General features: G+C 66.9%; 21 protein-coding genes. 11 read left to right on the top strand and 10 right to left on the bottom strand.

Annotation, left to right across the window (positions count from 1 at the left end):
- Complete coding sequence (locus tag WC729_RS28405; protein WP_372858088.1) at positions 1-609, bottom strand: hypothetical protein; 609 nt, start codon at positions 607-609, stop codon at positions 1-3.
- Complete coding sequence (locus tag WC729_RS28400) at positions 606-1,652, bottom strand: zinc-dependent alcohol dehydrogenase family protein (RefSeq protein ID WP_372858087.1); 1,047 nt, start codon at positions 1,650-1,652, stop codon at positions 606-608. Before WC729_RS28400 ends, WC729_RS28405 begins: the two co-directional genes overlap by 4 nt.
- Before the next feature lie 294 nt (positions 1,653-1,946).
- Between WC729_RS28400 and WC729_RS28395 the strand changes: the two genes are divergently transcribed.
- Positions 1,947-2,648: a sterol desaturase family protein gene (locus tag WC729_RS28395; RefSeq protein ID WP_372858086.1), complete on the top strand. Its 702-nt coding sequence runs from the start codon at positions 1,947-1,949 to the stop codon at positions 2,646-2,648.
- A 106-nt stretch (positions 2,649-2,754) separates the two neighbouring features.
- Here the strand turns inward: WC729_RS28395 and WC729_RS28390 are convergent, their stop codons facing one another.
- Entirely contained in the window at positions 2,755-3,405 is a 651-nt protein-coding gene (locus WC729_RS28390) for a BON domain-containing protein (protein ID WP_372858085.1), read from the bottom strand.
- A 575-nt stretch (positions 3,406-3,980) separates the two neighbouring features.
- On the opposite strand from WC729_RS28390, the gene WC729_RS28385 reads away from it, so the two are divergent.
- Together WC729_RS28385 and WC729_RS28380 are read left to right on the top strand one after the other, a co-directional pair.
- Positions 3,981-4,664, top strand: a complete 684-nt coding sequence (locus tag WC729_RS28385) for an ATP-binding protein (protein WP_372858084.1) — start codon at positions 3,981-3,983, stop codon at positions 4,662-4,664.
- Positions 4,636-5,286, top strand: a complete 651-nt coding sequence (locus WC729_RS28380; RefSeq protein ID WP_372858083.1) for a BON domain-containing protein — start codon at positions 4,636-4,638, stop codon at positions 5,284-5,286. Before WC729_RS28385 ends, WC729_RS28380 begins: the two co-directional genes overlap by 29 nt.
- A 50-nt stretch (positions 5,287-5,336) precedes the next feature.
- Here the strand turns inward: WC729_RS28380 and WC729_RS28375 are convergent, their stop codons facing one another.
- Positions 5,337-6,134, bottom strand: coding sequence for a universal stress protein (locus tag WC729_RS28375; RefSeq protein WP_372858082.1), 798 nt, complete (start codon positions 6,132-6,134; stop codon positions 5,337-5,339).
- On the opposite strand from WC729_RS28375, the gene WC729_RS28370 reads away from it, so the two are divergent.
- The 6 genes from WC729_RS28370 (at position 6,133) to WC729_RS28345 (ending at position 14,430) form a co-directional block, all read left to right on the top strand.
- Positions 6,133-6,705: a hypothetical protein gene (locus WC729_RS28370; RefSeq protein ID WP_372858081.1), complete on the top strand. Its 573-nt coding sequence runs from the start codon at positions 6,133-6,135 to the stop codon at positions 6,703-6,705. The two genes, WC729_RS28375 and WC729_RS28370, sit on opposite strands and share 2 nt — an antisense overlap.
- A 150-nt stretch (positions 6,706-6,855) precedes the next feature.
- Positions 6,856-7,698, top strand: a complete 843-nt coding sequence (locus WC729_RS28365; RefSeq protein WP_372858080.1) for an alpha/beta hydrolase — start codon at positions 6,856-6,858, stop codon at positions 7,696-7,698.
- 101 nt (positions 7,699-7,799) lie between these two features.
- Positions 7,800-10,364, top strand: coding sequence for a cation-translocating P-type ATPase (locus tag WC729_RS28360; protein WP_372858079.1), 2,565 nt, complete (start codon positions 7,800-7,802; stop codon positions 10,362-10,364).
- Between the two features lie 58 nt (positions 10,365-10,422).
- Positions 10,423-11,247 (top strand): universal stress protein, encoded by an 825-nt coding sequence (locus WC729_RS28355; protein WP_372858078.1) that lies wholly within the window; start codon positions 10,423-10,425, stop codon positions 11,245-11,247.
- A 2-nt stretch (positions 11,248-11,249) separates the two neighbouring features.
- On the top strand, positions 11,250-12,893 hold the full coding sequence (locus WC729_RS28350; protein ID WP_372858077.1) for an MBL fold metallo-hydrolase: 1,644 nt from the start codon (positions 11,250-11,252) through the stop codon (positions 12,891-12,893).
- A 205-nt stretch (positions 12,894-13,098) separates the two neighbouring features.
- Positions 13,099-14,430: a glycoside hydrolase family 130 protein gene (locus WC729_RS28345; protein ID WP_372858075.1), complete on the top strand. Its 1,332-nt coding sequence runs from the start codon at positions 13,099-13,101 to the stop codon at positions 14,428-14,430.
- Between the two features lie 18 nt (positions 14,431-14,448).
- Here WC729_RS28345 and WC729_RS28340 read toward each other — a convergent pair whose 3' ends face one another.
- Positions 14,449-15,066 carry a response regulator transcription factor gene (locus WC729_RS28340; RefSeq protein ID WP_372858073.1) on the bottom strand — a complete coding sequence of 206 codons (618 nt, stop codon included), beginning with the start codon at positions 15,064-15,066 and terminating at the stop codon, positions 14,449-14,451.
- A gap of 236 nt (positions 15,067-15,302) precedes the next feature.
- On the bottom strand, positions 15,303-16,286 hold the full coding sequence (locus tag WC729_RS28335; protein WP_372858072.1) for a L,D-transpeptidase family protein: 984 nt from the start codon (positions 16,284-16,286) through the stop codon (positions 15,303-15,305).
- A gap of 300 nt (positions 16,287-16,586) precedes the next feature.
- On the opposite strand from WC729_RS28335, the gene WC729_RS28330 reads away from it, so the two are divergent.
- Complete coding sequence (locus WC729_RS28330; protein WP_372858071.1) at positions 16,587-17,213, top strand: murein L,D-transpeptidase catalytic domain family protein; 627 nt, start codon at positions 16,587-16,589, stop codon at positions 17,211-17,213.
- A gap of 134 nt (positions 17,214-17,347) precedes the next feature.
- On the opposite strand, the gene WC729_RS28325 is transcribed toward WC729_RS28330, so the two are convergent.
- The 4 genes from WC729_RS28325 to WC729_RS28310 all read right to left on the bottom strand — a co-directional run bounded on the left by WC729_RS28325 (position 17,348) and on the right by WC729_RS28310 (position 20,993).
- The gene (locus tag WC729_RS28325) at positions 17,348-18,118 is read right to left on the bottom strand and encodes a Crp/Fnr family transcriptional regulator (protein WP_372858069.1); all 771 of its coding nucleotides are present in this window, start codon (positions 18,116-18,118) and stop codon (positions 17,348-17,350) included.
- Positions 18,119-18,994: 876 nt separating this feature from the next.
- Complete coding sequence (locus tag WC729_RS28320; protein ID WP_372858129.1) at positions 18,995-20,557, bottom strand: AAA family ATPase; 1,563 nt, start codon at positions 20,555-20,557, stop codon at positions 18,995-18,997.
- A gap of 2 nt (positions 20,558-20,559) precedes the next feature.
- Positions 20,560-20,715 carry a hypothetical protein gene (locus WC729_RS28315; RefSeq protein ID WP_372858068.1) on the bottom strand — a complete coding sequence of 52 codons (156 nt, stop codon included), beginning with the start codon at positions 20,713-20,715 and terminating at the stop codon, positions 20,560-20,562.
- A 35-nt stretch (positions 20,716-20,750) separates the two neighbouring features.
- Positions 20,751-20,993 (bottom strand): hypothetical protein, encoded by a 243-nt coding sequence (locus WC729_RS28310; RefSeq protein WP_372858067.1) that lies wholly within the window; start codon positions 20,991-20,993, stop codon positions 20,751-20,753.
- Between the two features lie 264 nt (positions 20,994-21,257).
- Between WC729_RS28310 and WC729_RS28305 the strand changes: the two genes are divergently transcribed.
- Positions 21,258-23,435 (top strand): copper-translocating P-type ATPase, encoded by a 2,178-nt coding sequence (locus WC729_RS28305; protein ID WP_372858065.1) that lies wholly within the window; start codon positions 21,258-21,260, stop codon positions 23,433-23,435.
- Positions 23,436-23,506: the final 71 nt, after the last annotated feature.

The following is a 23,506-nucleotide window of genomic DNA, read 5'->3' as shown; positions in this document are numbered from 1 at the left end:
TCAGGTGTCTCTGCGACCCAGGTCGCGGGCAAGCAGCGCCATTGCCAGCGGAAAGACGACCAGCCAGATCGCCCCGACATAGATCAGTTCCGGCCAGATGAGCTGAAAGAACAGCGCCGGCGCCAGCGCGCCATTGGCGAGCAGCATCCAGCGCAGCCATCCGGGCGGACAGGTCGTCGCGAGCAACAGCAGCGACAGGCACATATGGGTATAGCCGAGCAGGTCGACCGTCGTGATCGGGGCACGGAAGGTGCAGCAGGTGAAGTCGCTGAACGACCCGATCTGCCCGGCCGCCTCGCGCGGCAGGACCGATCCGAGCTGGATGGCATAGGCGCTGCTGACCTGGGTCGCGTATACCACGGCGAGCCCCAGCGCCCCGAGCCGCCGGGCGCGATGCTCCGGCGCCGCCTGGGCGCACGATGCCGCGATCGCGAGCACGAACATCGGCGCCAGCGCGAGCGACGGGGCGAAGATGAGATAGCGGTCGAGCGGCGTCGGCAGCCATCCGGCCACCTGCAGGATCTGCGGCACGCCATAGGCGGCGCTTGCCGCGCAGGCGCCGATCGCCGCCCAATAGCCGAAGCGGCGTTCGGCCAGCGCGGCGCTCATGGCGCGCTCGCCTCGATGATCACCTTTAGCGCGCCTGTTTCGGCTGCACGACCGAACACGTCATAGGCTTCGAGGACATCATCAAGGCCGAAGCGATGCGTGATCAGCTTCGTCGGATCCAGCTTCTTCGAGACGACCGTCTTGAGCAGCATCGCAGTGGTCGCGGTGTCCACCAGGCGTGTGGTGATGGAGATGTTCTGCGACCAGAGCGTCTCGAGATGCAGGTCCACCTTGGCGCCATGCACGCCGATATTGGCGATCACGCCGCCCGGTGCGACGATCCGCTCGCACAGCTCGAAGGTCGCCGGGATGCCCACTGCTTCGATCGCCGCGTCGACGCCGCGGCCGTCGGTGAATGCCTTGACGGCCTCGACTGCCCCACCATCGGTGCTGTTGATCGTGCAGGTCGCTCCGAAACGACGCGCTACCTCCAGCCGGTTGTCGTCGAGGTCGATCATGATGATCTCCGCCGGCGAATAGAATTGCGCGGTCAGCAGGGTGGCGAGGCCGATCGGCCCGGCCCCGACGATCGCGACGCTGCAGCCCGGCGAGACCTTGCCGTTGAGCACGCCGCATTCGAAGCCGGTCGGCAGGATGTCGCTGAGCATCACCAGCGCTTCCTCGTCCGCGCCGGCGGGGATCGGATAGAGGCTGGTGTCGGCATGGGGGATGCGCACGAACTCGGCCTGAGTGCCGTCGATCACATTGCCCAGGATCCAGCCGCCCGTGACGCAGTGCGAATACATGCCACGGCGGCAATAGTCGCAGCGCCCGCAGGAGGTGATGCAGGAGATCAGCACAGGGTCGCCCGGCTTGAACGCGGTCACGCCTGGCCCGACCGCCTCGATCACGCCGACACCCTCATGGCCCAGGATGCGGCCCGGCGCGCAGCTCGGCACGTCACCCTTCAGGATATGGAGATCGGTGCCGCAGATCGTGGTCTTGGTGATGCGCACCAGCGCGTCGCCTGCGTCGACGATGACGGGCTTGGGCCGTTCCTCCAGCGCCTTGTTGCCGGGGCCCTGGTAGACGAGCGCTTTCATGATAGGATTCCTGCGGATGTTGGCGTTGCGTGATCGATGCGACGTCCGCCGGGCCGGTCATATTGGTAGAAGTACGAAGCCGCCGCGATAGGGTGCAGCGTTCCCGCCGGCTGCCGCGAGATGACAGCCACATCCGCCGAGCCCATTTGATTGCCGTCAACCCGGTGGCGCAGCGGCAATGATAGGCGCCGGTCGCAGTCGCTCGCCAACGAGCTCAACCGGACAAACAATCCGATGCACCCTGAGGCCTCTCCATCCCGCGCGTTCTGGAAACGAACGCACCATCTCGATCGCATGACGCTGGGCGAATTGGTCCGTGCCTATCTCGGGCATTACACGATCCTCTGCTATCTGGCGCTGACCGCCGCATCGATCGGCGCCTGGCTGTGGTCTCCAGCACCGCTGCTGCAGACGGTCGCGACGATCCTGCTGGTGGTGCTGTGCTATCCGCTGGTCTGGTACGCGTTGCACCGCTGGGTGCTTCACTGCCACTGGATGTTCAAGGTGCCGGCGCTCGCGGGCCTGTGGAAGCGGATCCACTACGACCATCACCAGGACCCCAACCATCTGGAGGTGCTCTTCGGCGCCCTCTACACGACCCTGCCGACGCTACTGCTCGTCTCAGCGCTTCCCGGCTGGGTGATCGGAGGTACCGGCGGAGCCGCGGCAGGGTTCGCCACGGGACTGCTCGCCACCTGCTTCTACGAATTCTTCCATTGCATCCAGCACCTCGCCTACAAGCCGCGTATCCGATGGCTGGCGGTGATCAAGCAGCGCCACATGGAACATCATTTCCATGACGAGGCCGGCAATTTCGGGATCACCAACTTCCTGTGGGATCGCCTGTTCGGCACGCTCTACACCCGCAGCGAGCGCCCGGCGAAGAGCGCCACGATGTTCAATCTCGGTTACACAAACGATGTTGCGACGCGCTATCCGACGGTAGCGCGCCTGTCCGGCGGCGTAGCGAAGGGGCACCCGCGTCGACGCAGCTGAGCTGTCGAGGCTGGCTTGCTGCTCAGATGCCGTCGCCGACGCCACTGCCACCAGGGCCCTGCATGCATGCAGGGACCGGCAACGGCCCCTGCATGACGGCCATCGCCTACGCCACGCGCAGCTGATCGTCGACCTTGGTTACGCCCGGGGCCGCCCAGGCGGCGCGTTCGGCGATACGCCGTTCGCTCCATGCTTTCACTTGACCGCTCAGCGTCACGGTTCCGCCGTCAGTGCGCACCGAGATGGCCGCCGCATCGAGATCCGCCTGTCGCTCGAAGGCAGCGGTGATCTTCTGGCGCACGTCCGCAGCGCTGGCCGGCTGTGCGACCTCGATCAGATTGCTGACGCCGAGCACGCCTTGGACCCTGCCAGCGGCCTTGCGCGCAGCATCGCTCTGGAAGTGCCAGGCGACCTTCCCCGATAGCGTCACCCAGCCATGCTCCACCTTCACGTTGATCCTGCTATCGGGAATGGATGGATCCCACTCGAAGATGCTGGCGATCCGCTTGGCGATCTCGACATCGCTCGATTGGGTTGCGGTTGAGAACCGGACCTTCAACTCCTCAACGATCGCCTTCACACCGGCGACGCGCGTCGCGGCATGCTCAGCCGCCGCCTTTTCGGGGAAGCTCGTCACGAAGCCCGACAGCGTGACGACGCCGTCATGGACGGTGACGCCGATCTCGGCCTCGTCGATGCTTGGCTCCCAGGCGAGCTCGGTCATCACATCATGTTGGATCTTGCTGTCGCGGGTCATGTCGGTCTCCATCGATCATCAAAGGGGGCACGGTGTGGCCAGCTGCCATCGCGACAGGATGCGAAGGTCGACGCGAGTCACCCTGTCATTCTCCGCCCCCTCAATACTCGAACCTATCCGGAAACTTACGGAGGCATCGACCGCCCGCGATGACCCTGGCGCTCGCAGTTACGGATCGATGCCGTATCGAGATGGCATCATGCGCCCGGGGATGACGCGACGCGAAGTGAGCGCGATGAACTGACCAGGCCGGCCTATTGCGTGAGGGGCGCCTCCGGCCAGTCACGACTCTTCGAACACTTTTCGGCGGGGTGACTCGCCGCATGCTGGCCGAGCGCACCGTGCCCCTGCTGCTGGCTCACCAGGCCGGGATGGGATCGTCACGTACCGCCAGGAACTGCTCGGCTCAGCCATCGCACGCGGCGGCATGACCGTGGGCGGATACGTATATCTACGCATTTTGTCCGTCACCGCTGCGACCGACAAAGCGGTTCCCTCGAAGGGCAGTGACCATGCACAGATCACCAAGTCCCGCAGCGCCACAGCTATCCCCAAGCCGTGACATTGTTCACGACTTGCGCAACCTGTTCGGTATCGTCGCCTCGGCTGGCCACCTGCTCGAAGCCGACCCGGAAGACCGGCAACGGGCAACATTGCTGGATGCGATCGAGATGGCGGCCTTGCGGGGTGGTCAGCTGACGAGCGATCTTCTAGCCCGAACGCGACGCCAACCCAGTGGCCTTGCCGTGGTCGACGTCAATGCCAGGCTCGGCAACCTCGCGCCGATGATACGCGCCCTTGCCGGGCGAGCATTGGTGCGCATCGAGCGCCGTCCGGGGCGCCTGCCCGCCCGGCTCGACGCAGACGCATTCGACGCGGCGATCCTCGAGCTGGTCACGAACGCCAGAAAGGCACTGTCGACCGGGAATAGCGTGAGGATCCGGGCGCGGGGCGCAGGGCACCGCATATGGATTTCCATCCTGGACGATGGCGACGGCATGACGTCGGAAATGCTCGCTCGCGCGCTGGGTGAACGCCCGTCCGGCACGCGCGGCAACGGCCTGGGACGAGTCCAGGCGTTTGTCAGCTCGGCCCATGGCCGAATGCGCATCCGTAGCCGCAAGGGCCGAGGTACGGTCGCCTCCATCAGCCTTCCGACGCTGCTCCGTGCAGCACCCGTTGCCCGGCACGCGACCGAGTCGAACCTGTTCGGAACCAAGGAGAAGCACGATGAAGAGCGACAGCCAGCTGCAGCATGACGTGATCGCCGAGCTCGAATGGGATCCGAGCGTCCACCACACAGATATCGGCGTCGGCGTGATTGACGGCATCGTTACCCTGTCCGGTCATGTGAGGAGCTTTGCCGAGAAGGTCGCGGCCGAGAAAGCTGTGCGACGCGTCGCGGGCGTGCGGGCGCTGGCCGAGGAGCTGAAGGTCCGCTATCCGTCCGATCCGAAGACGGCTGACACCGAGATCGCCAATCGCATCGCCGACATGTTCGCGTGGGATGTTTCCATCCCGGACGAGGCCATCAGCGTGAAGGTCGAGCATGGCTGGGTGACCCTGAGCGGCACGGTGGACTGGTATTTCCAGAAAGACGCAGCGCGGCGATCGGCCGGCAAGATCAACGGCGTGACTGGCGTCAGCGACCTGGTGGCGCTGCGCGCTATGCCGGCGGCAAGTGACGTTCGCGAACGGATCATGGCCGCGTTCGAGCGGTCGGCCGATCTTGACGCAGCCGCAGTCACCATTGTCACGGACGGCGGCAAGGTCACGCTCGGCGGCCGCGTCGACACATGGAACGAACGCCGCATCGCCGAGCGGGCAGCCTGGGCCGCTCCCGGTGTGAGCAGCGTCGTGGCCAATATCGTCGTCGGCTGACGCCTTCAACCGATATCAGGGAGGGCTGGTCGATCGACCAGCTCTCCCTGCTAGCGGGCGAGGAGGATCGGCACGGGGCAGGATTGCAGCAGGTGCCGCGTCACGCCACCAAAGGCCGCCTCGACGAACGGGCTGTGGCCAAACCCGCCCATCACGACATAAGCGGCCTGGATGGTGCCGATCGCCTTGAGGATGAGCGAGCTGGGCAGTGCGAACAGGGGGCGCTCGCGCACTATGCGCGCCTGAATTCCATGACGCGCCAGATAGGCAGCCGCCTCGGAAACCGGCAAGCTCAGCGAACCGTCATCGACTTCGAGGAGCGACACTGCTCCGGCATGCCGGAGCAGGGGTATCGCGGCGCGCAACGCCGCCTCCGCCTGCGGCGAACCATCCCAGGCGACAAGGGCGTGGCCGAAGATATCGAACCGCCGGACTTGCTCCGGCGCGGCGACGACGGGCATCGCCGACTGGCTCAGGACCTCGGCCACCAGGCAGCCCATATCGGGTGAGCCTGCGGCGTCCAGATCGCGGTTGAGCACGATCAGATCCACCGGTCCCGCGATCGAGCGAATTGTCGGGCTGAGGAATCCGCGCTGCTCGATCCAGCTGAACGGCAGTTGCTCGGCGAGGATGCGCGGCTCGAGCCTTGCACGGTTGGCGCTCCCGGACTCGTCTTCGTCGGCCATGATGATCGCGTTCGTCCGGGCCATATCGCCCGAAAGGACCGGCATCACTTCAACCTCCAGGCAGATGAGATGCCCGTCGACGGCGCGGACGATGTCGAGCGCAACCTGGATCCGTGCCTCCTGTCCGGGATCGTCGTGCACCAGCACCAGGATATTCTTCATGGCAGCCTCGAAGAGTAAGTATCGATCCTGGCATCGCCTCCTTCGGGGTCAGGGCGCCATGCGCAATGTTCCGGATGCCGGCACGCCGGGCAATGACCAGCCCATTGGGAGTGTCGCGCCTCCGCACCATCGACGCGATGCACGCCGATCCGGTGATTCACGTATTTCGCGCAAGGACGACCGCGGCGACAACGGCTCCATGACATGGACCATGATCCGCCTGGACCTCGCCCGCACCGAAGACCTTCCCCAAGGCTCCGCTGCTCATTCCTATTTGCTCCGGCTGCCGCTCGACGAGCACGGCATCGTCGATCCCGACTCGCTTCGGGCAGCGCCGGAACGCGCGACCGTGCTGCGCTCCTGGCCGGACGAGCCTGATGTCCATGGCTATCTGCGCCACGGCCGCAAGGGTTGGGTCCTGTCCTATGCGCCGGGCGACGAAGACGACGAGCCCATATTCCATCTCGAAACCCACCCGCTCCGCCTCGGCGAGTATGTCACCATCACCGAGCGCGACGGCAGCGCGCTCTGCTTTCGCGTCTCGCTGTGCGATCAGCTGACCGACGCCTGACCGGATCGCGGGCCGACCTTCATGTGCTCCGCCCCGCTCAACCGCCGCACGCTGATCGCCTCCGCAGCGCTTGTCGCAGTCGCGGCGGCCGCCCCGAGCCGGTCAGCCGCGACGTTCGAAAGACAAAGGAAGGCCGCGCGCTTCCCGGCAATGCCGTCCCGATTCGTCGAGCCCCGCGATATCAACGTCTGGCTTTCGGATGATCGTTCAGGGAATCGCCCGCTCCCGGTTGTCTATATCAACGATCTCGAGCAGCTGCCGGACAGAGAGGGCCCCTGGCATGACGCGAGTGGCCCCGACGGCCACATAGCGGCGCTGGCCGCTGCGGCCCTATCCTGGCCGGCGATCGTGGTCGGTATCGGGTGCTCCTCAACCAGCCTGCGCGACTTTGCGCCGGGCGCGCCCCTGGCGCTTTGCGCCGCCGGGCTCCGCGGCCAGGTGGAAATCGCGCTGGGCGGACCGGCCTTGTCCGACGCCTATCTCAGGTTCATCGTCGAGGAGCTAAAGCCGGCAATCGATGCATCATTCCCGACCGCGCCGGGGCGCCGTCACACCTTCATCGCCGGTGCCGACATGGCCGGCCTTGCGTCCGTCTACGCCCTTACCAGCTATCCCCAGGTGTTCGGCGGTGCCGCGTCCTTCTCGACTGAACGGGTCTTGGTTCCCCCGGAGATCGCGCGTGCGCCAGACCATGTGTCCTGGTCACGGAATCTCGAGCGCGGCATAGCGCGCTACCTCGCACGGACCTTGCCGCTGGCCCGCTCACACCGGCTCTATATCGACTATAGCGATGCGACGCTGGACGGGCTCAGCGGGCCCCTTCGAAGCGCGGTCGAACGAATCGCCCTGGCAAAAGGCTATGCCCGTCACCGCGATTTCGAAAGCCTGCCGCTGACTCGAGACGATCGGAGCGAGCAGGGCCGGTGCGAGCGAGCCGCTGTGGCGGCCCGGCTGCTGCTCAAGGCCGACTTCGAGCGCGCCGAGACGGATTGAACGATTGCCCGGTCCGGCGCGTGACGGTGATTCGGGCAAATACGTACGGATCGGGCCCGGTATTGCGCCTATCCACGCCCCATCGAGAACGGGAGCAACTGATGGCGCTGGTCGAACGGCAGGATTCCGCGTGGCGAGACGGACTGACCGCGGCCGAGGCGGCGGCACGCCTTGCCGCGGATGGGCCCAACGAACTGCCGCGGGCGCGACGGCGGTCGCCGCTTCTGATCGCGGGCGAGGTACTGCGCGAGCCGATGCTGGCGCTGCTGCTTGGCGGTGCCGTGCTCTATCTGATCCTGGGCGACCATAGCGAGGCCCTGATCCTCGGCGGGTTCGCCTGCTTCTCGATTACCGTCACGATCGTGCAGGAGGTGCGCACCGAGCACGTCCTCGAAGCGCTGCGCGACATCTCCGCGCCCCGCGCGCTCGTCGTGCGCGACGGTGTCCAGGTCAGGGTCGCGGGTCGCGATGTCGTGCGCGGCGATCTCCTCCTGCTGCAGCAGGGCGACCGCATCGCGGCGGACGCGACCCTCATCGACGCCGACAGCCTCGAGGTCGACGAATCGCTCCTGACCGGCGAGTCGCTCCCCGTCGCCAAATTGGCAGGCGTGCCGCACGGCGGGGCGGGAACGGAGGATCCGCGACTGGTGTTTTCCGGATCGCTCGTCACCCATGGCAACGGCACCGCGCGCACGATCGCGACAGGCCATGCCAGCAGGATCGGCCAGATCGGCCGGGCGCTGGCGACGCTCGAGACCGAGGCGCCGCGGCTGCGCCGGGAGATGGCCGTCATCGTCCGGCTCTGCGCGCTCGGCGGCGCGGCTGCGGCCGTCACCGTCGTGCTGCTGTTCGGCTTCCTGCGCGGGGGCTGGATCGACGCGCTGCTGGCCGGGATCGCCATCGGCATGTCGCTGCTGCCGGAGGAGTTCCCGGTCGTCCTGACCATCTTCCTTGCGATGGGTGCGTGGCGGATCGGCCAGGCACGAGTGCTGACCCGCCGCGCCGCCGCGATCGAGGCGCTCGGCTCGGCGACGGTCCTGTGCACCGACAAGACCGGAACCCTGACCGAGAACCGGATGCGCGTCGCCGAGCTCTGGACCCGGCCGGCGGGAAGCTCCGCGCTCCCGGCGGCCGGACCCGTGCCCGACGCCTATCGGGAGCTGGTCAGCAACGGCGTCCATGCCAGTCCCCCGGTGCCCGCCGATCCGATGGAGATTGCGCTGCAGGCGGCCGGGCGCACGTCCCCTGTCACGACGGTCGGCTGGTCGCTGGTTCGAGTCCATGGGCTCACGCCCGAATTGCTGGCCGTCACCAATGTCTGGGAGACCGGAGAGAAGGGCGTGCTGCATATCGCCGCCAAGGGCGCACCGGAGGCGATCGCCCAGCTGTGCCGGCTCTCCCCCGCCGACGACCAGGCGATGATGGCGGCAGTACAGGCCATGGCGGCGAAGGGCATCCGGGTGCTCGGCGTCGCGATGGCCCGCACCCGTGATGCGCCACCGGCGGCGGCGGCGCGCGACTATGATTTCTCGCTTGTCGGCCTGATCGGTCTCGCTGACCCCTTGCGCGCCGGCGTGCCCCTCGCGGTCGAGCGCTGCCGCGCGGCCGGCATCCGCGTCCTGATGATCACGGGCGATCATGCGGCGACGGCCCGGTCGATCGCGCGGCAGGCCGGTATCGCCGAAGGGGAGGTGATGACGGGGGCCGAGCTCGCGTCGCTCGACGATGCCGGGCTCGATGCACGCCTGGACAGCGTCACGGTGTTCGCGCGGATCCAGCCCGAGCAGAAGCTGCGCATCGTGACAGCACTCAAGCGCCGCGGCGAGATCGTCGCGATGACCGGTGACGGCGTCAACGACGCGCCGTCGCTCAAGGCGGCCCATATCGGCATTGCGATGGGCGGGCGCGGCACTGACGTGGCGCGGGAGGCGGCGGCGATCGTCCTGCTTGACGACGATTTCGGGTCGATCGTCGACGCCGTGCGCCTGGGCCGGCGCATCTACGATAATATCCGCAAGGCGATCGCCTTCATCTTCGCGGTGCATGTCCCGATCGCCGGGCTTGCCCTGCTGCCGCTGCTGCTCGGCCTGCCGATCCTGTTCGCGCCAATTCACATCGCGTTCCTCGAGATGATCATCGACCCCGTGTGCGCCCTTGTCTTCGAGGCCGAACGCGAGGAAGCCGACGTCATGCGCCGGGCACCGCGTCGTCCGGACGAACGCCTGCTGAACATTCCCATTGTCGCCTGGGCCGTGTTCCAGGGCGGCCTTGCCTTCCTCCTGCTCAGCGCGATCTTCGTGATCGCCAGCACCGCCGAGATACCGGCCCCCGAGGTCCGCGGTCTCACCTTCTTCGCCCTGATCGCATCGATCCTGGCGCTGATCCTGGTCAACCGGTCCTTCAGCACGTCGATCCGCGAGGCCTTTGCAAGGCACAATATCGCCTTGCGCTATGTGCTCGCGGTCCTTGCCCTGACCCTCGCGGCCATTCTTGCGGTCCCCGGCGTGATGCGGCTGTTCGGTTTCTCACCGCTGACCTGGCTTGACCTCACGATCGCGGGTGCCGCCGGACTGCTTCTGCTTGCCCTGCTCGAGGCGACGAAGAAGGTCGTGCCGGGCCTCGTTGCCCGGATGCCCGGTGCGGAACCGGCACCGGCGCGTACGTAGATTACCCAAATGCGGCTCCGCCCAAATTCGGGTTGGTGTCCGGACAAGGAGAGATCAGATGGTACGAGAAATCCTGTCCTTCATCGACGATGCCGGGACGGCCGCGCCCTTCGTGAAGACGCTGCTCGAGGTCTCGAAGAGACTGGGCGCCAGCAGCGAGATCGGGGTTCTCACGGCGGCACCGATGCTCGTGCCCGACCTCGCCCCCCTGATGACGTTCTATATGCCCGAGCCCGTGCTCCGGGCTGACAACGCGCTGGAAGTCGAACGAACCCGCGCGCTCGTCGCCGACGCGGCAGACCCGGTCAGTGTCTTCGGCCTTCATGACAGTGTGGGCTGGCTCTCGGCGGATGTGCGCGACACCCGGCAGGTCGCCGACCTGATCCTGATCGGCCCCCAGGAGACCTGGCTGACCCCGTGGTTGCGGCGCCGGCTCATCGAGACGCTCCTGCTTTCCTCGGGCACACCGATTCTGTTGCTGCCTCCGGAGCGCAGCCTGGCGCCGGTTCGGCACGCCGTGCTGGGCTGGAAGCCGTCGGCCGAAGCCGGCCGTGTGCTGCACGACCTGGTTGCCCTGGCCGAACCCGGCGCGCGCATCGACGTGGTGACGGTCGGCCCCGACCCGCAGGTCGCGCCGGGCGATGTCCTGCCGGGCAGCGGCATCGAACGTCACCTCGCGCGCCATGGGTTCGCGGTCGAAATGCACCGGGCTGACGATGGCAGATCCACGGCGGAGCAGCTTCAGGGGTTCGCGATCGAGCGCAATGTCGACCTGCTCGCTGTCGGCGGATTCGCCCATTCCCGTATTCGCGAGATCGTCCTGGGCGGCGTGACCAGAACGATGATCGAAGACCCATTCATCCCCATCCTGATGGCGCACTGACCATGGCTATCGAACTTGCTTTTCATGGGGCAGCGGGCACGGTCACCGGCTCCTGCATGGAATTGACGATCGGCGAGCGCCGCATTCTGATCGACTGTGGCATGTTCCAGGGATCGCGCACGCTCGAGGCTCTCAATCACGAGCAACTGCCCTTCGATCCGGCAGGACTCGACGCGATCGTCCTGACGCATGCCCATCTCGACCACTCGGGCCGGCTACCCTTGGTCACCAGGCTGGGGTCAACCGCCGAGATCTGGTGCACGCCCGCAACGTCGAAGCTGATCGATCCGCTGCTCCAGGACGCTGCCCGGCTTCAGGAGGCCGATGTCCACCGCCGCAACAAGCGGCCCGACCGGGCCGGCCTTCCCCCCTTCAAGCGCCTGTATGACGCGAATGACGTGAAGCACACGGTGCGGCAGACCCGGCCGCTCGAGATCGGGACCTGGGCAGTGCCGGTGCCCGGCGTCCTGATCCGCTTCTGGGACGCGTGTCATATCCTGGGCTCGGCATCGGTGGAGATCAGGGCCGACGGCCAGAGGCTTCTGTTCTCGGGCGACATCGGCGACCGCGCCGCGGACAATCCGTTCCACGGCGATGACGGCGAACCCTTCGATCATGTGGTCTGCGAATCCACCTATGGCGACCGGGACCGGGCAGCGGTGCCCGTCGCAGACCGCCGTGCCGCGCTCGCAGCGATCGTGACGGCGGCCATGGCGCGGGGCGGCAATCTTCTGATTCCGGCCTTCGCGCTCGAGCGCACCCAGGTGATCCTTGCCGATCTGGTCGCCCTGTTCGCCACTGGCGGGCTCGCACCCTGTCCGATCTATGTCGATTCCCCCCTCGCCGAGCGCATGACGCGCACCTACCGCGCGAGTGGCGGCGTCGACATCGACGGCACCCCTTCGCCCTTCGATGATGCCAATGTGCATTTCACCCAGAGCACGGCCCAGTCGCGCGGGCTGAGCGGTCTTTCGGGCGCGATCATCATCGCCGGCTCTGGCATGTGCACCGGCGGCCGGATCAGGGAGCATCTCGCCCGGAACATCTCACGGCCCGACTCGACCATCCTGTTCGTCGGCTATCAGGTGCCCGGCACGCTTGGCTCGGTCATTCGCGGCGGTGCGGCGACGGTCCGCATCTCCGGGAACGATTTCGATGTGCTGGCGCACGTCGAGAGGCTCGATGCCTATTCCGCCCACGCAGACCGTGCCGGACTGCTCCGCTGGATCAGTGCCTGCGCGCCGGTGCGCGGCGGATTGTTCCTCACGCATGGCGAGGCGCCGGCGCTCGACCGGCTCGCGCTGGATGCATCCACGATCGCCGGCGTGTCCCATATCATCATCCCGGCGTTGGACGAGCGCTTCGCACTCGCGCCTGGCGCCCCACCCCGTCGTATCGCTGCTCCGAGGAAGGATGCCCCCGAACTTGTCGCGCCGCTGGACTGGCGCAACCGCTATGCGGCGTTCACCTCATCGCTGGAGCGGCGCCTCCGGCAGTTGCCCACCAATTCTGCGCGGGAACAGGCCCTGCTTGCAGCGGACGAGGCGCTCCGCCGGGCCCTAGAGGCGCGATCGGTCCGTCATGCCCCCACGCCGCAGCGGACGAAAACGGCAAATGCGGATATTGTAGAGGCCGAGGCTTCATGACGCGAAAGGCGATACGCCCGGCTCGCCGGGCCGGCGCCCTAAGCTGGTCAGAGACTGAAACCATCCATCAGGGACCGATGAAGACCGTCACCAGCAGGGGCCGGACTTGTGCGCCGCTCTCGGCCATGGGCCGTTGATGGCGATCGCACCACCTCCCCGCCCGTTTGCAGGTCATCAGCCCGGGACCGCTTCAGCTTTTGCCCTCATGCGACCTGAACCAGCACCCGGCAACGCGGGCGAGGAGCGACACGGTGCCTCAGGCGCCATCACCCCGCATCCGGCGATTCATGTCACGCCCGATCCGACACGGTTGGTGATCCGACCGTTCGCGCCTGCGGAACCGGACCCGTCCACAGGGCGCGCGGACCGGCTTGCCGACCGGGTCATGGCATTGAGCGACGCGGCGCTGCGGGACGAGCTCTACCATGTCATTGCGCACCTGGCCGAACGTCACCGCGATATCGAACAGGTCCTGATGCGCCGCTTCGAGGCAATCAATGGCCTGATTATCGCCAACCGCCCGGCGTCAGCCGAACAGGCGCAGCTCATTGGCGCCTATTTCAGCGAGGAATATGCTTTCGAGGCAGGTGCCGTGCTCAACCCCAGCATCGTCGCCCATCCCGACCAGTCGGCCCTCGCCCCCGGCGCCACGCGGTTCATTCTTTCCCTGCGCAGCATGGGCGAGGGGGATGTCTCGTCCATCACCTTTCGGACCGGCACCTGGAGCGCCGCGGGTAACGTTCGGATTCATCCGGCCAGCCCCATGGCCGTGTCGCCGCGGATCGAGCAGATCGCCGGCGGCATGCAAGGCGGCGAGGCGATCCGGCTGCATTGCGATGCGGTCACCGACCTGTCGGAGATCGTGATCTTCCCGATCACGCCCACGCAGCGCCACGGGATCGAGGACCTGCGGCTCGTCCCCTTTGTCGAGGAAGACGGGCGGATGACCTATCTCGGCACTTGCGTCGCATTCAGCGGTAGCGCGATCCGCCAGGAACTGCTCCGCACCGAAGACTTCGTTACGTTCGATCTTGCGCCCGTCAGCGGCGAGGCCACCAGGGACAAGGGTCTGGTGTTGTTCCCACGCAGGATTGGCGGGCGCTACGCGGCGCTGAGCCGCAAGGATCACGAGAATATCTGGTTCGTTCAGTCGGACGATCTCCAGGATTGGAGCGGCGGGACGGTTGCGGTGACGCCGCAATGGCCCTGGGAGTTCGTCCAGCTCGGCAATTGCGGCGCGCCGATCGAGATCGCCGAGGGTTGGCTCCTGGTCACCCATGGCGTCGGCCCGGTGCGCAATTATTGCCTTGGCGCCTGCCTCCTCGATCGGGACGATCCAGGCAAGGTCCTCGCGCGAACGGTGACGCCCCTGCTCAGGCCCAGCGGCGCCGAGCGTGACGGCTATGTGCCCAATGTGATCTACAGCTGTGGGGCGTTGCTCCGCGATCGCGAGCTGCTCCTGCCCTATGGGGTCGCGGACAGCTTCACGGCGTTCGCGACCGTCAATCTGGACCAGCTCCTCGACGAGATGCGGTGAGCCCACAGGCCCGAGCGGTCAATCCTGGCCGAACCCGGCCGCGAAGGCGATGCGCAAGGCGTCGGACAGGCTGCGCACCTCAAGCTTGGTCATGATGTTCGCGCGGTGAACCTCGACGGTGCGCGGCGAGATGCCGAGGTCATAGGCGACGGTCTTGTTGGGCAGGCCCCGGGCCAGGCCGTCGAGCACCTCCCGCTCGCGACCGGTCAGCGTCCCGACGATGATCGTCGCTTCCTCGGCGCGCGCGACGGCCGAGCCAGCGGCGTCGATCCTGTCGAAAGCAGCCTTGATCGCGGTCATCAGGATTGCCTTCTCGAACGGCTTCTCGATGAAGTCCACCGCGCCGGCCTTCATCGCCCGGACAGCCATCGAGATGTCGCCATGTCCCGTCAGCAGGATCACCGGCATGGTGATGCCGCGCTCGTTGAGCAGTTGCTGCACCTTGAGCCCGTCCATCTCGGGCATGCGCATGTCGAGCAGGATGCAGCCATGGGGCGCGTGACGCACTTCCTTTAGGAATGCGGCGCCGGACTTCCAGGTCTCGACCGCAAAACCGGACGTCTTGAGCACGAACGAGGTCGAGCGCCGGATCGCTTCCTCATCGTCGACGATATGGATCAACTTTCGATCACTCATCGCGCGACATCCCGTTTGCCATGATCCGCAGGCGAAGGGTCCAGAGCGTTCGACGAAAGTCCGATGTTGAAGAGGCGCGTCCGCACCTCACTACTCCCGGCGACCGAAGACCCGTCGCATGATAGTACATCGGAAGCCACTCTGCGCGCTCAAATGTCTGGCTGCGCAAGAATGTCCAGGCGTCGCGAGTCGGTGCGGCGTGCCCGGCCATCACCCCTCGACGGTCCGCTAATGGACTACTCGCTTTCCAGAAGCTTCTGTTCTTTCGGCTTGCGGCCCGACCTCAGCGAATCCGCAGTGACCAGCACCGTCGTGCCTGGCCGCACCGCGCTCAGGACAAGCGAACGGAAAGCCTCGGGCATCCGGATGCTCTTGACCGGCAGTTCGGTCGCCGCGGCGCCTTCCTGGCCTGGAAGGGGCATTCTCGCCCAGTGCGGTCCACCAGCATCGACTGATTGCAGCACGAAAAGCATCGGCCGGGTGACTGGCGTGTCGATTGTGACGGCTGCAGAGCCGATCTGCCGACCGTTGCGGATAACGACGACAGCCCCGTCGGCGGCACTAAGGAATATGGTCAGTGGCCCTGCAGGTGCACGATCCGGTTGCCAGATAAAGTCGCTGGCTGGCGCCTCGCCTGTCGTCGGCGGGAGCAGCGGGTCGACGCTCGGCGCGAACGCCGGGAGCAGGTCGCTTCGGACGATCATGACCGTCATGCCAAGATGGGTCTCGCCATATAGCAGGCGGGCGAGTTCCTTCGGCAACCGGATGCACCCGTGCGAGGCCGGATAGCCGGGCAGACTCCCGCCGTGCAGCGCCACGCCACCCCAGGTAAGGCGTTGCATATAGGGCATCGGCGCATTGTCGTAGATGCTTGAATAATGGCGGACCTGCTTCTGGAGAACGGTGAAGACGCCAGTCGGGGTGAGGTGTCCCGACCGTCCGGTCGAGACGGTCGTGATGCCGATGGGAACGCCGTTGCGATACAGGACCGCACGCTGCGTCGTGATGTTGATGATCATCAATAGGGGTCCGGCCGGCGCGATCTGCGGCGCCCAGATATATTGACCGGCCTTGAGCCGCTTGACGGCGTCGAGCACCGTCCCCGCCGCGAGCGAGACGGGGTCGGCGGGCCGGATTTCGACCGGTGACGGCGCCCAGCCTCCCAGGAACAGGGCAGCACCAGCCAGGAGCGGCAGGGCGTATTTGCGAGATGGTCTCATGGCGGCCTCGTGAACAACGTGGCCATTTTTTTAGGCCCGGCTCAGGTCGGCACCATGCGGAACTATACCTAATCGCCGCGAGGCCCGGCAGCGTCAGGCGCGTGGCGTCGCCGGTCCAGCGTCGCCGGCGACTGCCGGTCCCACCGCCGGCCATGCATCAACGTGAACATTTCGCCGGGATGACGCTGGCTTGCGGCGAAGCGTCGGCGGATAAACAAAAGTTACATTGCCGCTCAACAGCCCGCCTATCGTGCGATCGTGGAGTGGGGATCGATCATGACCAGGACGTTTTCGGAACCGATGCAGTCGCGGCGCGGACTGTTGAAGGCCGCGGGCAGCGCTGCCTGTGCACTCGCGATACCATCGCTTGTGAGCGGGCGGGCAGAGGCGGCGACCGATGCGCTCGCATCGCCGCGCGTCGTTCGGCCCGCGCTGTTGCGGGAGGCGTTGCGGGCGATGGAACGTCATCAGGATCGTTTTGCCTTCCGCGATCGCATCGCCATTGCCGATTTCAGCGTCCCCTCATCGCTGCCCCGCTTCCATCTCATCGATCTTGAAAGTGGTGCCGCGACCGCTCTGTTGGTGGCCCATGGCCGGGGTTCCGACCCGGGGCACACCGGATGGTTGCAGCATTTCTCCAACGCTCCCCGCTCCAATGCCAGCAGCGAGGGCGCGTTCCTGACCGGCGACTATTACGCCGGCAAGCATGGACGCTCCCAGCGCCTGATCGGACTGGACGCGACGAACAGCAATGCGCTGGACCGGGCGATCGTCATCCACTCGGCCTGGTATGCGAACAAGGAGATGCTGAGCACCCATGGACAGCTCGGCCGTAGCCAGGGATGCTTCGCCGTCGCAGAAGCTGCCCTCGACCAGGTCTTTGGGCGTCTGGGTCCCGGCAGATTGCTCTATGCAGCCAGGCTCTAGGCCCAATGCCGCGGCTCCTGCGGGGCCCGGCCGCCGTCTGCCGGATCAACGGCCATCGCCGCGGTCGCGCCCATCGTCGGGCATGGCAACAGGATGCCATTGATTGCCGCCCGTTGTGCGCTTCTTGTGTGCCATCACCCGATGATCCGGAGCAGGCCTGCGGGTCCATTGTGCAGATAGCCGGGATCGAAGCCGGTTGCGGCTTCGAGCCGCGCCACATCGTTGATGACCAGCCTGCCCGACGCAAGGGTGATATATCCTTCTTTCCGAAGGCGCCGCAGCATGCGATTGACATGGACCGTCGTCAGCCCTTGCGCATCAGCGATCTCGTTCTGGGTGATCGGCAATTCGAAATGCGCATTCCCGGTGAGGCCCGCCGTGCCGAGCCGCACGTGCAGCTCACAAAGCAGGTGACCTATCGCCTCGAAGGCGCCCCGCCTTCCAATGTTGACCAGCCAGGCTCTCAGCACTGCCTCATCGACGAGGGTGGCCCACCACAAGGCTTGCGCAACGCGCGGATATGCCCTTGCGATGGCCTCGAGCCGGCCGTTCGGCACATAGGCGACCGTCGCCGGCGTGAGCGTCAGGATCGAATGGTCCATCCGCCCGATCGCCGTGGCGTGCTGGTCGCAGATATCGCCTGGCACCAGGAACGCCGTTATCGACCGGGAGCCGTCGGATAGCAGCTCGTACCGGGCAGCCCATCCGCTGAGCAGGATGTGGACATAATGGGGCCGGTCGCCCTTCTCCACGATATGGGTCCCGGCCGAGAAGAAACGGACATCCCTCATCGCGTTCTGAAGGGCCCGCTCTTCATCGCCCGACAGGCACGCACACGCACGCAGCTTGCTGAAAAAAGCCGCGGTTCGCCCGGGGCCGGCGGCGATGGCGGCCCGATCAGCCATGCGCTGCGCCTCTGAAACGAGCCGAACGCGACAGCCGCATTGTGCCGCGTGTGCCCATCCCCGGGGTTCCACAGCGGCGCGCACGGAGGGGCGGCGGCAACCAGGTCCGCGGTTTCATATCGAGGCGCCATCGCAGAAGCGGTGGGCGGCGCTGCTCGCCAGTGACGTCGACCAATGCCTGACCCCAGCGCCTGCGCGCGCACGCCGCCATGGCCGCGATGCGGATCGGATTCCGCCGCCACGAAAGGTCCAAGGTTGCATTCCAGGCGCTATCACCGATGGTCGGGGCCAGTCGCGACAGGCGCAGAATCGAGAACCCAAGGACGGTTAGCCCGAGCGTCTTGGCCACGGGCCCGCTCCGATTCCTCTCGCCTTGAGTCACGTCCTGCCCCTCCATTCAGCTGACTCGTGAAGCTAGGGCGCGGCGCGCGAGACTCTATCGGTAGATACCCGGATGGTTGCCGGAACGGCTCCCCCGCGCCCGCGGTAAACCAATTCCGCCCGACAAAAGCGTTACGGTCAGGGTCGCCGGGGACCACGACGTCCTGTCGGATTGGGATGGGGCAGCGCCCCCCAACGCGTCGGCACCCTGGGGTTGATCGGCATGCGGCGGCCAGCCCCGGGTGCCGGCACAAATCTGGGCCACCTGCAAATCTTCAACCTCGGTCAATCCGCGTGCCTCCGGCGCAGGCCGCACGCCGTGCCGCCGGAAGACTCAGAGCACTCCTGCATAGCTTTGCATGAGATACCGCGCGCTCAACCAGAATCCCGCTCTCGCGACGGCGACTGTGCCCAGAGCGCCGAGCGCGACGATCGACACCATCAGGACGATGGCGAGGACGCGCTGTCGGGACGCGGGAGCGATCGGGCCGCGCGTCATGTCATGCCGAGCAGCTCGCGTGCGGCGGTCGCCGTCGCGACGACACTCCCCTCCGCAGACAATTTCCGCCACGCCCCAAGGTCGCCGATCGCAAGGTCGGTCTGTGACCGGGCTATCCCGGCATCTGCGTCCGATGCATCGGCCCGCCGCCCGAGGACACGCTTCACCCGGCGCGATTCGGAGCTTGCCAGCCAGAGGCCGTCGAACCGGACGCCGGTGCGCCGGGCTAGCCGTTCGGCGGCCTCTCGCTCTCGAGGCAACGCGAACGTCGCATCGAGGATGACGGCGGCGCCGTGCCCCAGGGCTGCATCGGCGAGGCCATCGAGCGTCGCATAGACGCGTGATCCCGCCTCAGGCGTATAGTGCTCGGCACCAAGCCGTGTTTCAGGCTCGACCCCGGCGAGCCGCTTGCGCACGACATCGCTGCGCAGGATGCGGGCGCCCGGCGCCCGGCCAAGCCCGCCGCCAAGCGCTCGTGCCAATGTGGACTTCCCGGAACCTGACAAGCCGCCGACCGCAACCAGTCGCGCCGGCACGGGCGCAACAAGCGACATCGCCAGGTCGAGATAGGACCGGGCCATCGAAGCGCAGCCGGCAGGATCCTCGGCATGCCGCGCGCGCGCCGCCGCCACATGACTCCTGATCGCCGCGCGTGTCGCCAGGAACATGGGCATCAGGCCGATGCCCGCCTCGTCGATCGCGGAGAGATCGAGATAGCGATTGAGGACGATATTGGCGCCGGTGCAATCGCCACGGTGCCACAGGTCCATGAGCAGGAAGGCGAGATCGTACAGCAGGTCGATCGTCGCCAGCTCCGCGCTGAACTCGAGGCAGTCGAACAGCGTCGGCTCGCCGTCGATGACCGCGATATTCGCGAGGTGGAGGTCGCCATGCGCGCGGCGCACGCGTCCGGTGCGCGACCGCTGGTCGAGCAGCGGCGCGTGCGCCCGCCATTGCATCAGCAGCGCCGAGGTCAGTTGCCGCACCGCACCGGCACCAAGGATCGCGGGAAAGGCCGCCATGCTCTCGGCATTGCCTTCGATAACCGCGCGGAACGCCGCAGCGCCGGAACCCTGCGACACCGCTGCCTCTGCGTGGAACGCGAACACCCGTGCCGCGAGGCGCACGAGCAAGGCTGGGTCGAGCGGGCCGCGCGCGGCGAGGTCGTCAAGTAGCGCGCCGTCGGGAAAACGCCGCATCTCGAGCAGCCAGTCGACCACGTCACCCTGGCCGTCTCCCGACCAGTCGATCCGCAGTGTTCCGTCCGCCGCGCGCCTGATCGCCCTCAGGCCGAGATAGAGGTCGGGCGCGGTCCGGCGATTGAATTGCAGCTCCGCCTCGAGTGCCGCCCGGCGTCGTTCGCACGTCGAAAAATCGAGATAACCAAGGCGCACCGCGCGCTTCAGCTTGAACGCGCGTCCCTGGCAGAGGAACACGCTCGCCGCATGCGTGTCGATCTGCTTCGGCCATTCGACGCCCAGAACGCCGCCGGTGGCGAGAAAGGATATGATGCCCGCCTGACTATCCGCCGGTGAATTCTGCGTGGGCGCGGTCCCCATGGTCACGGCCTTTCGGCGGGAACATTGCGGGCGCGCCCATCATCGAACAGGCGGACGCGCTCGGACCGAAGAAGGCCGGACAGCTGCGCGGCGGCAGCGCCGCGCGGTGGGGACAGCGCCCGGCTGGTCCTGACCGGAGTGTCGGGACGTTCGGTCATCACGACCTCCATCCGTCAGGGGCGATCGCCATCGATCAGGCGAGCAGGCCGTGCTCACCGGTCGACTCGATCGGTTCCGGCACCACCAGCTGTGCATGCGAATCACCGAGGCAGCGCGACCGTTCCGGGTCTCCTGGCCAAAGCATGTCCACGCTCGCATTCCACCAGGCGGTCCCGCACATCAGGGGAAACTGCCACAGGCGCAGCACCGGAAGCATCCACTTGGGGGCGAACGGGTTCAGTAGATGGTCGATCGGATTCGCATCTGGCTCCGCCATGTTGATCTCCTCGTTCGGGTTGCCCGTGAAGCTAGTGCCGCCTGTGGCGCGCTCTATTGGTAGATATCCGTAAGCGCGGCCGTTTGCTGCCGCCTGGACGCACGGTGGCTGGCTATGGCCAGGATGGAACACGGCGCGCCGCCATGATGCGCGGTCATTCTACGCAATGTACCGGACACCGGCCTTGCTCCCGACGCGCTAAGGAAGCGTCGGGGCGGACCTCGGCTCTGGCTCCGGCGTCCCCCGGTGCCTGAAGGAACCCTCATGACCGAACGCATTGTCGAGCCATCAGCTGCTCAAGTCGAGACAAAGCGCTCTTCGCCCCCGGATACGAGCTGGACCTGCCCGATGCATCCCAACATCAGACGGGACCATCCTGGCACCTGCCCGATCTGCGGCATGGCGCTTGAGCCGGTCCGGCCGGTTGCGGACTCAAGTCCCGATGCAGCGCTGGCGGACATGGCGTGGCGGTTCCGCAACGCAGTCCTGCTGACCGTGCCGGTCTTCGTCCTCGAAATGGGCCGCCATCTTGTCCCGTCACTGCACCATGTGGTCCCGGAGCACGTCTCCGCCTGGATTCAGCTCGCACTCGCGACGCCCGTGGTGTGGTGGACAGGCTGGACTTTTTTCGACCGTGCCTGGATGTCGGTCAGAACGCTGAAGCTCAACATGTTCACCCTGGTCGCGATGGGGACCGGCATCGCCTGGTGCTACAGCGTCGTGGCAACGCTCGCACCCGGGAGCTTCCCGCCGGCCTTCCGGGCAGCCGATGGCTCGGTCGCGATCTATTTCGAGGCGGCGGCCGTCATCACCATGCTGGTTCTGCTTGGCCAGCTCCTCGAGCTACGTGCGCGAGACCGCACGTCCGGGGCGATCAGGGTACTGGTCGACCTGGCGCCGAAGCGCGCGCGGCGCATCGGCCCGGATGATCGGGAAGAGGAAGTCGCTCTCGGCCTGGTCGTGGTCGGCGACCGCCTGCGGGTGCGCCCCGGCGAAAAGGTGCCCGTGGATGGGGTGGTCGTCGGCGGCCGCTCCTCGGTCGATGAATCCATGGTGACGGGCGAATCGATGCCGACCACCAGGGCGATGGGCGACCAGGTGGTCGGTGGGACGCTCAACCAGACCGGCGCGCTGGTCATGCGCGCCGAACGCGTCGGCGCCGACACCATGCTAGCGCAGATAGTCGAGATGGTAGCCGCCGCCCAGCGCTCCCGTGCGCCGATCCAGCGCGTGGCTGACCGGGTCTCCGCCTGGTTCGTGCCTCTCGTGCTCGCCGCCGCCCTGCTTGCCTTTGGCGGCTGGGCGATCTGGGGACCGGAGCCGCGCCTCGCCTATGGCATGGTATCTGCCGTCGCCGTGCTGATCATCGCCTGTCCCTGCGCGCTGGGCCTCGCGACGCCGATGTCGATCATGGTGGCCGTTGGTCGCGGCGCGCGGCTCGGCGTGCTGGTCAGGAACGCCGAGGCGCTGGAGCGCATGGAGAAGGTCGATACGCTGGTCGTGGACAAGACCGGCACGCTCACCGAGGGACGCGCGTCGGTGACCGGGATCGTTGCTGCCGCCGGATTCGGGCCGGACGAGGTCCTGCGGATCGCCGCGGCGGTCGAACAGGCCTCCGAGCACCCGATCGCCCGCGCAATCGTCGAGGCGGCCAATGCCCGGGGCATTGTACTCCCGCAGGTCAGCGACTTCGATTCCCCGACCGGCCGCGGCGCGCTCGGCGTCGTGGACGGCAGGCGCGTCCTGCTCGGCAACGCCGCCTTCCTCCTGGAGAAGGGCGTCGATACAGCACCGCTCGCCGCTCAGGCGGACGCGCTGCGAGAGGATGGTGCCACGGCGATCTTCGCCGCGATCGACGGCAGGATCGCCGCGGTCCTGGCGATCGCCGACCCGATCAAGCCGACAACGGCGGACGCGCTGGCTGCGTTGCGCAAGGATGGCATCCGCATCGTCATGCTGACCGGCGACAACCTGACGACCGCGCAAGCGGTGGCGCGGACTCTGGGCATCACCGAGATCGAAGCCGATGTGTTGCCCGAGCAGAAAAGCGCGGTGGTCGATCGCCTGACGCGCGAAGGGCGCGTCGTCGCGATGGCGGGCGACGGCGTGAACGATGCGCCGGCACTTGCCGCGGCGGCCGTCGGGATCGCCATGGGGTCCGGGACCGATGTGGCGATCGAGAGCGCGGGGATCACGCTGCTCAAGGGCGATCTGACGGGCATCGTGCGGGCGCGGCGCCTGTCGCAGGCCACCATGTCGAACATTCGCCAGAACCTGGCCTTTGCCTTTATCTACAACGCTGCGGGCGTCCCGGTTGCGGCGGGGGTGCTCTATCCGCTGTTCGGTGTGCTGCTCTCCCCGATGATCGCCGCTGCGGCGATGGCCCTGTCCTCGGTCAGCGTGGTCGTGAACGCGCTGCGTCTCGATCGCCAGAGACTGTGAGCCCCTGCGCCCCGGCGTCGGCACCGGCAAGGCCATGGGCTGCGTACCTTTCCCGATAGATGCGCGGGTTG

This window comes from Sphingomonas sp. (assembly GCF_041661825.1).
Taxonomy (GTDB): Bacteria; Pseudomonadota; Alphaproteobacteria; order Sphingomonadales; family Sphingomonadaceae; genus Sphingomonas.
The sequence above is the reverse complement of the archived record's forward strand: the minus strand, read 5'-3'. Positions and strand labels throughout refer to the sequence as shown.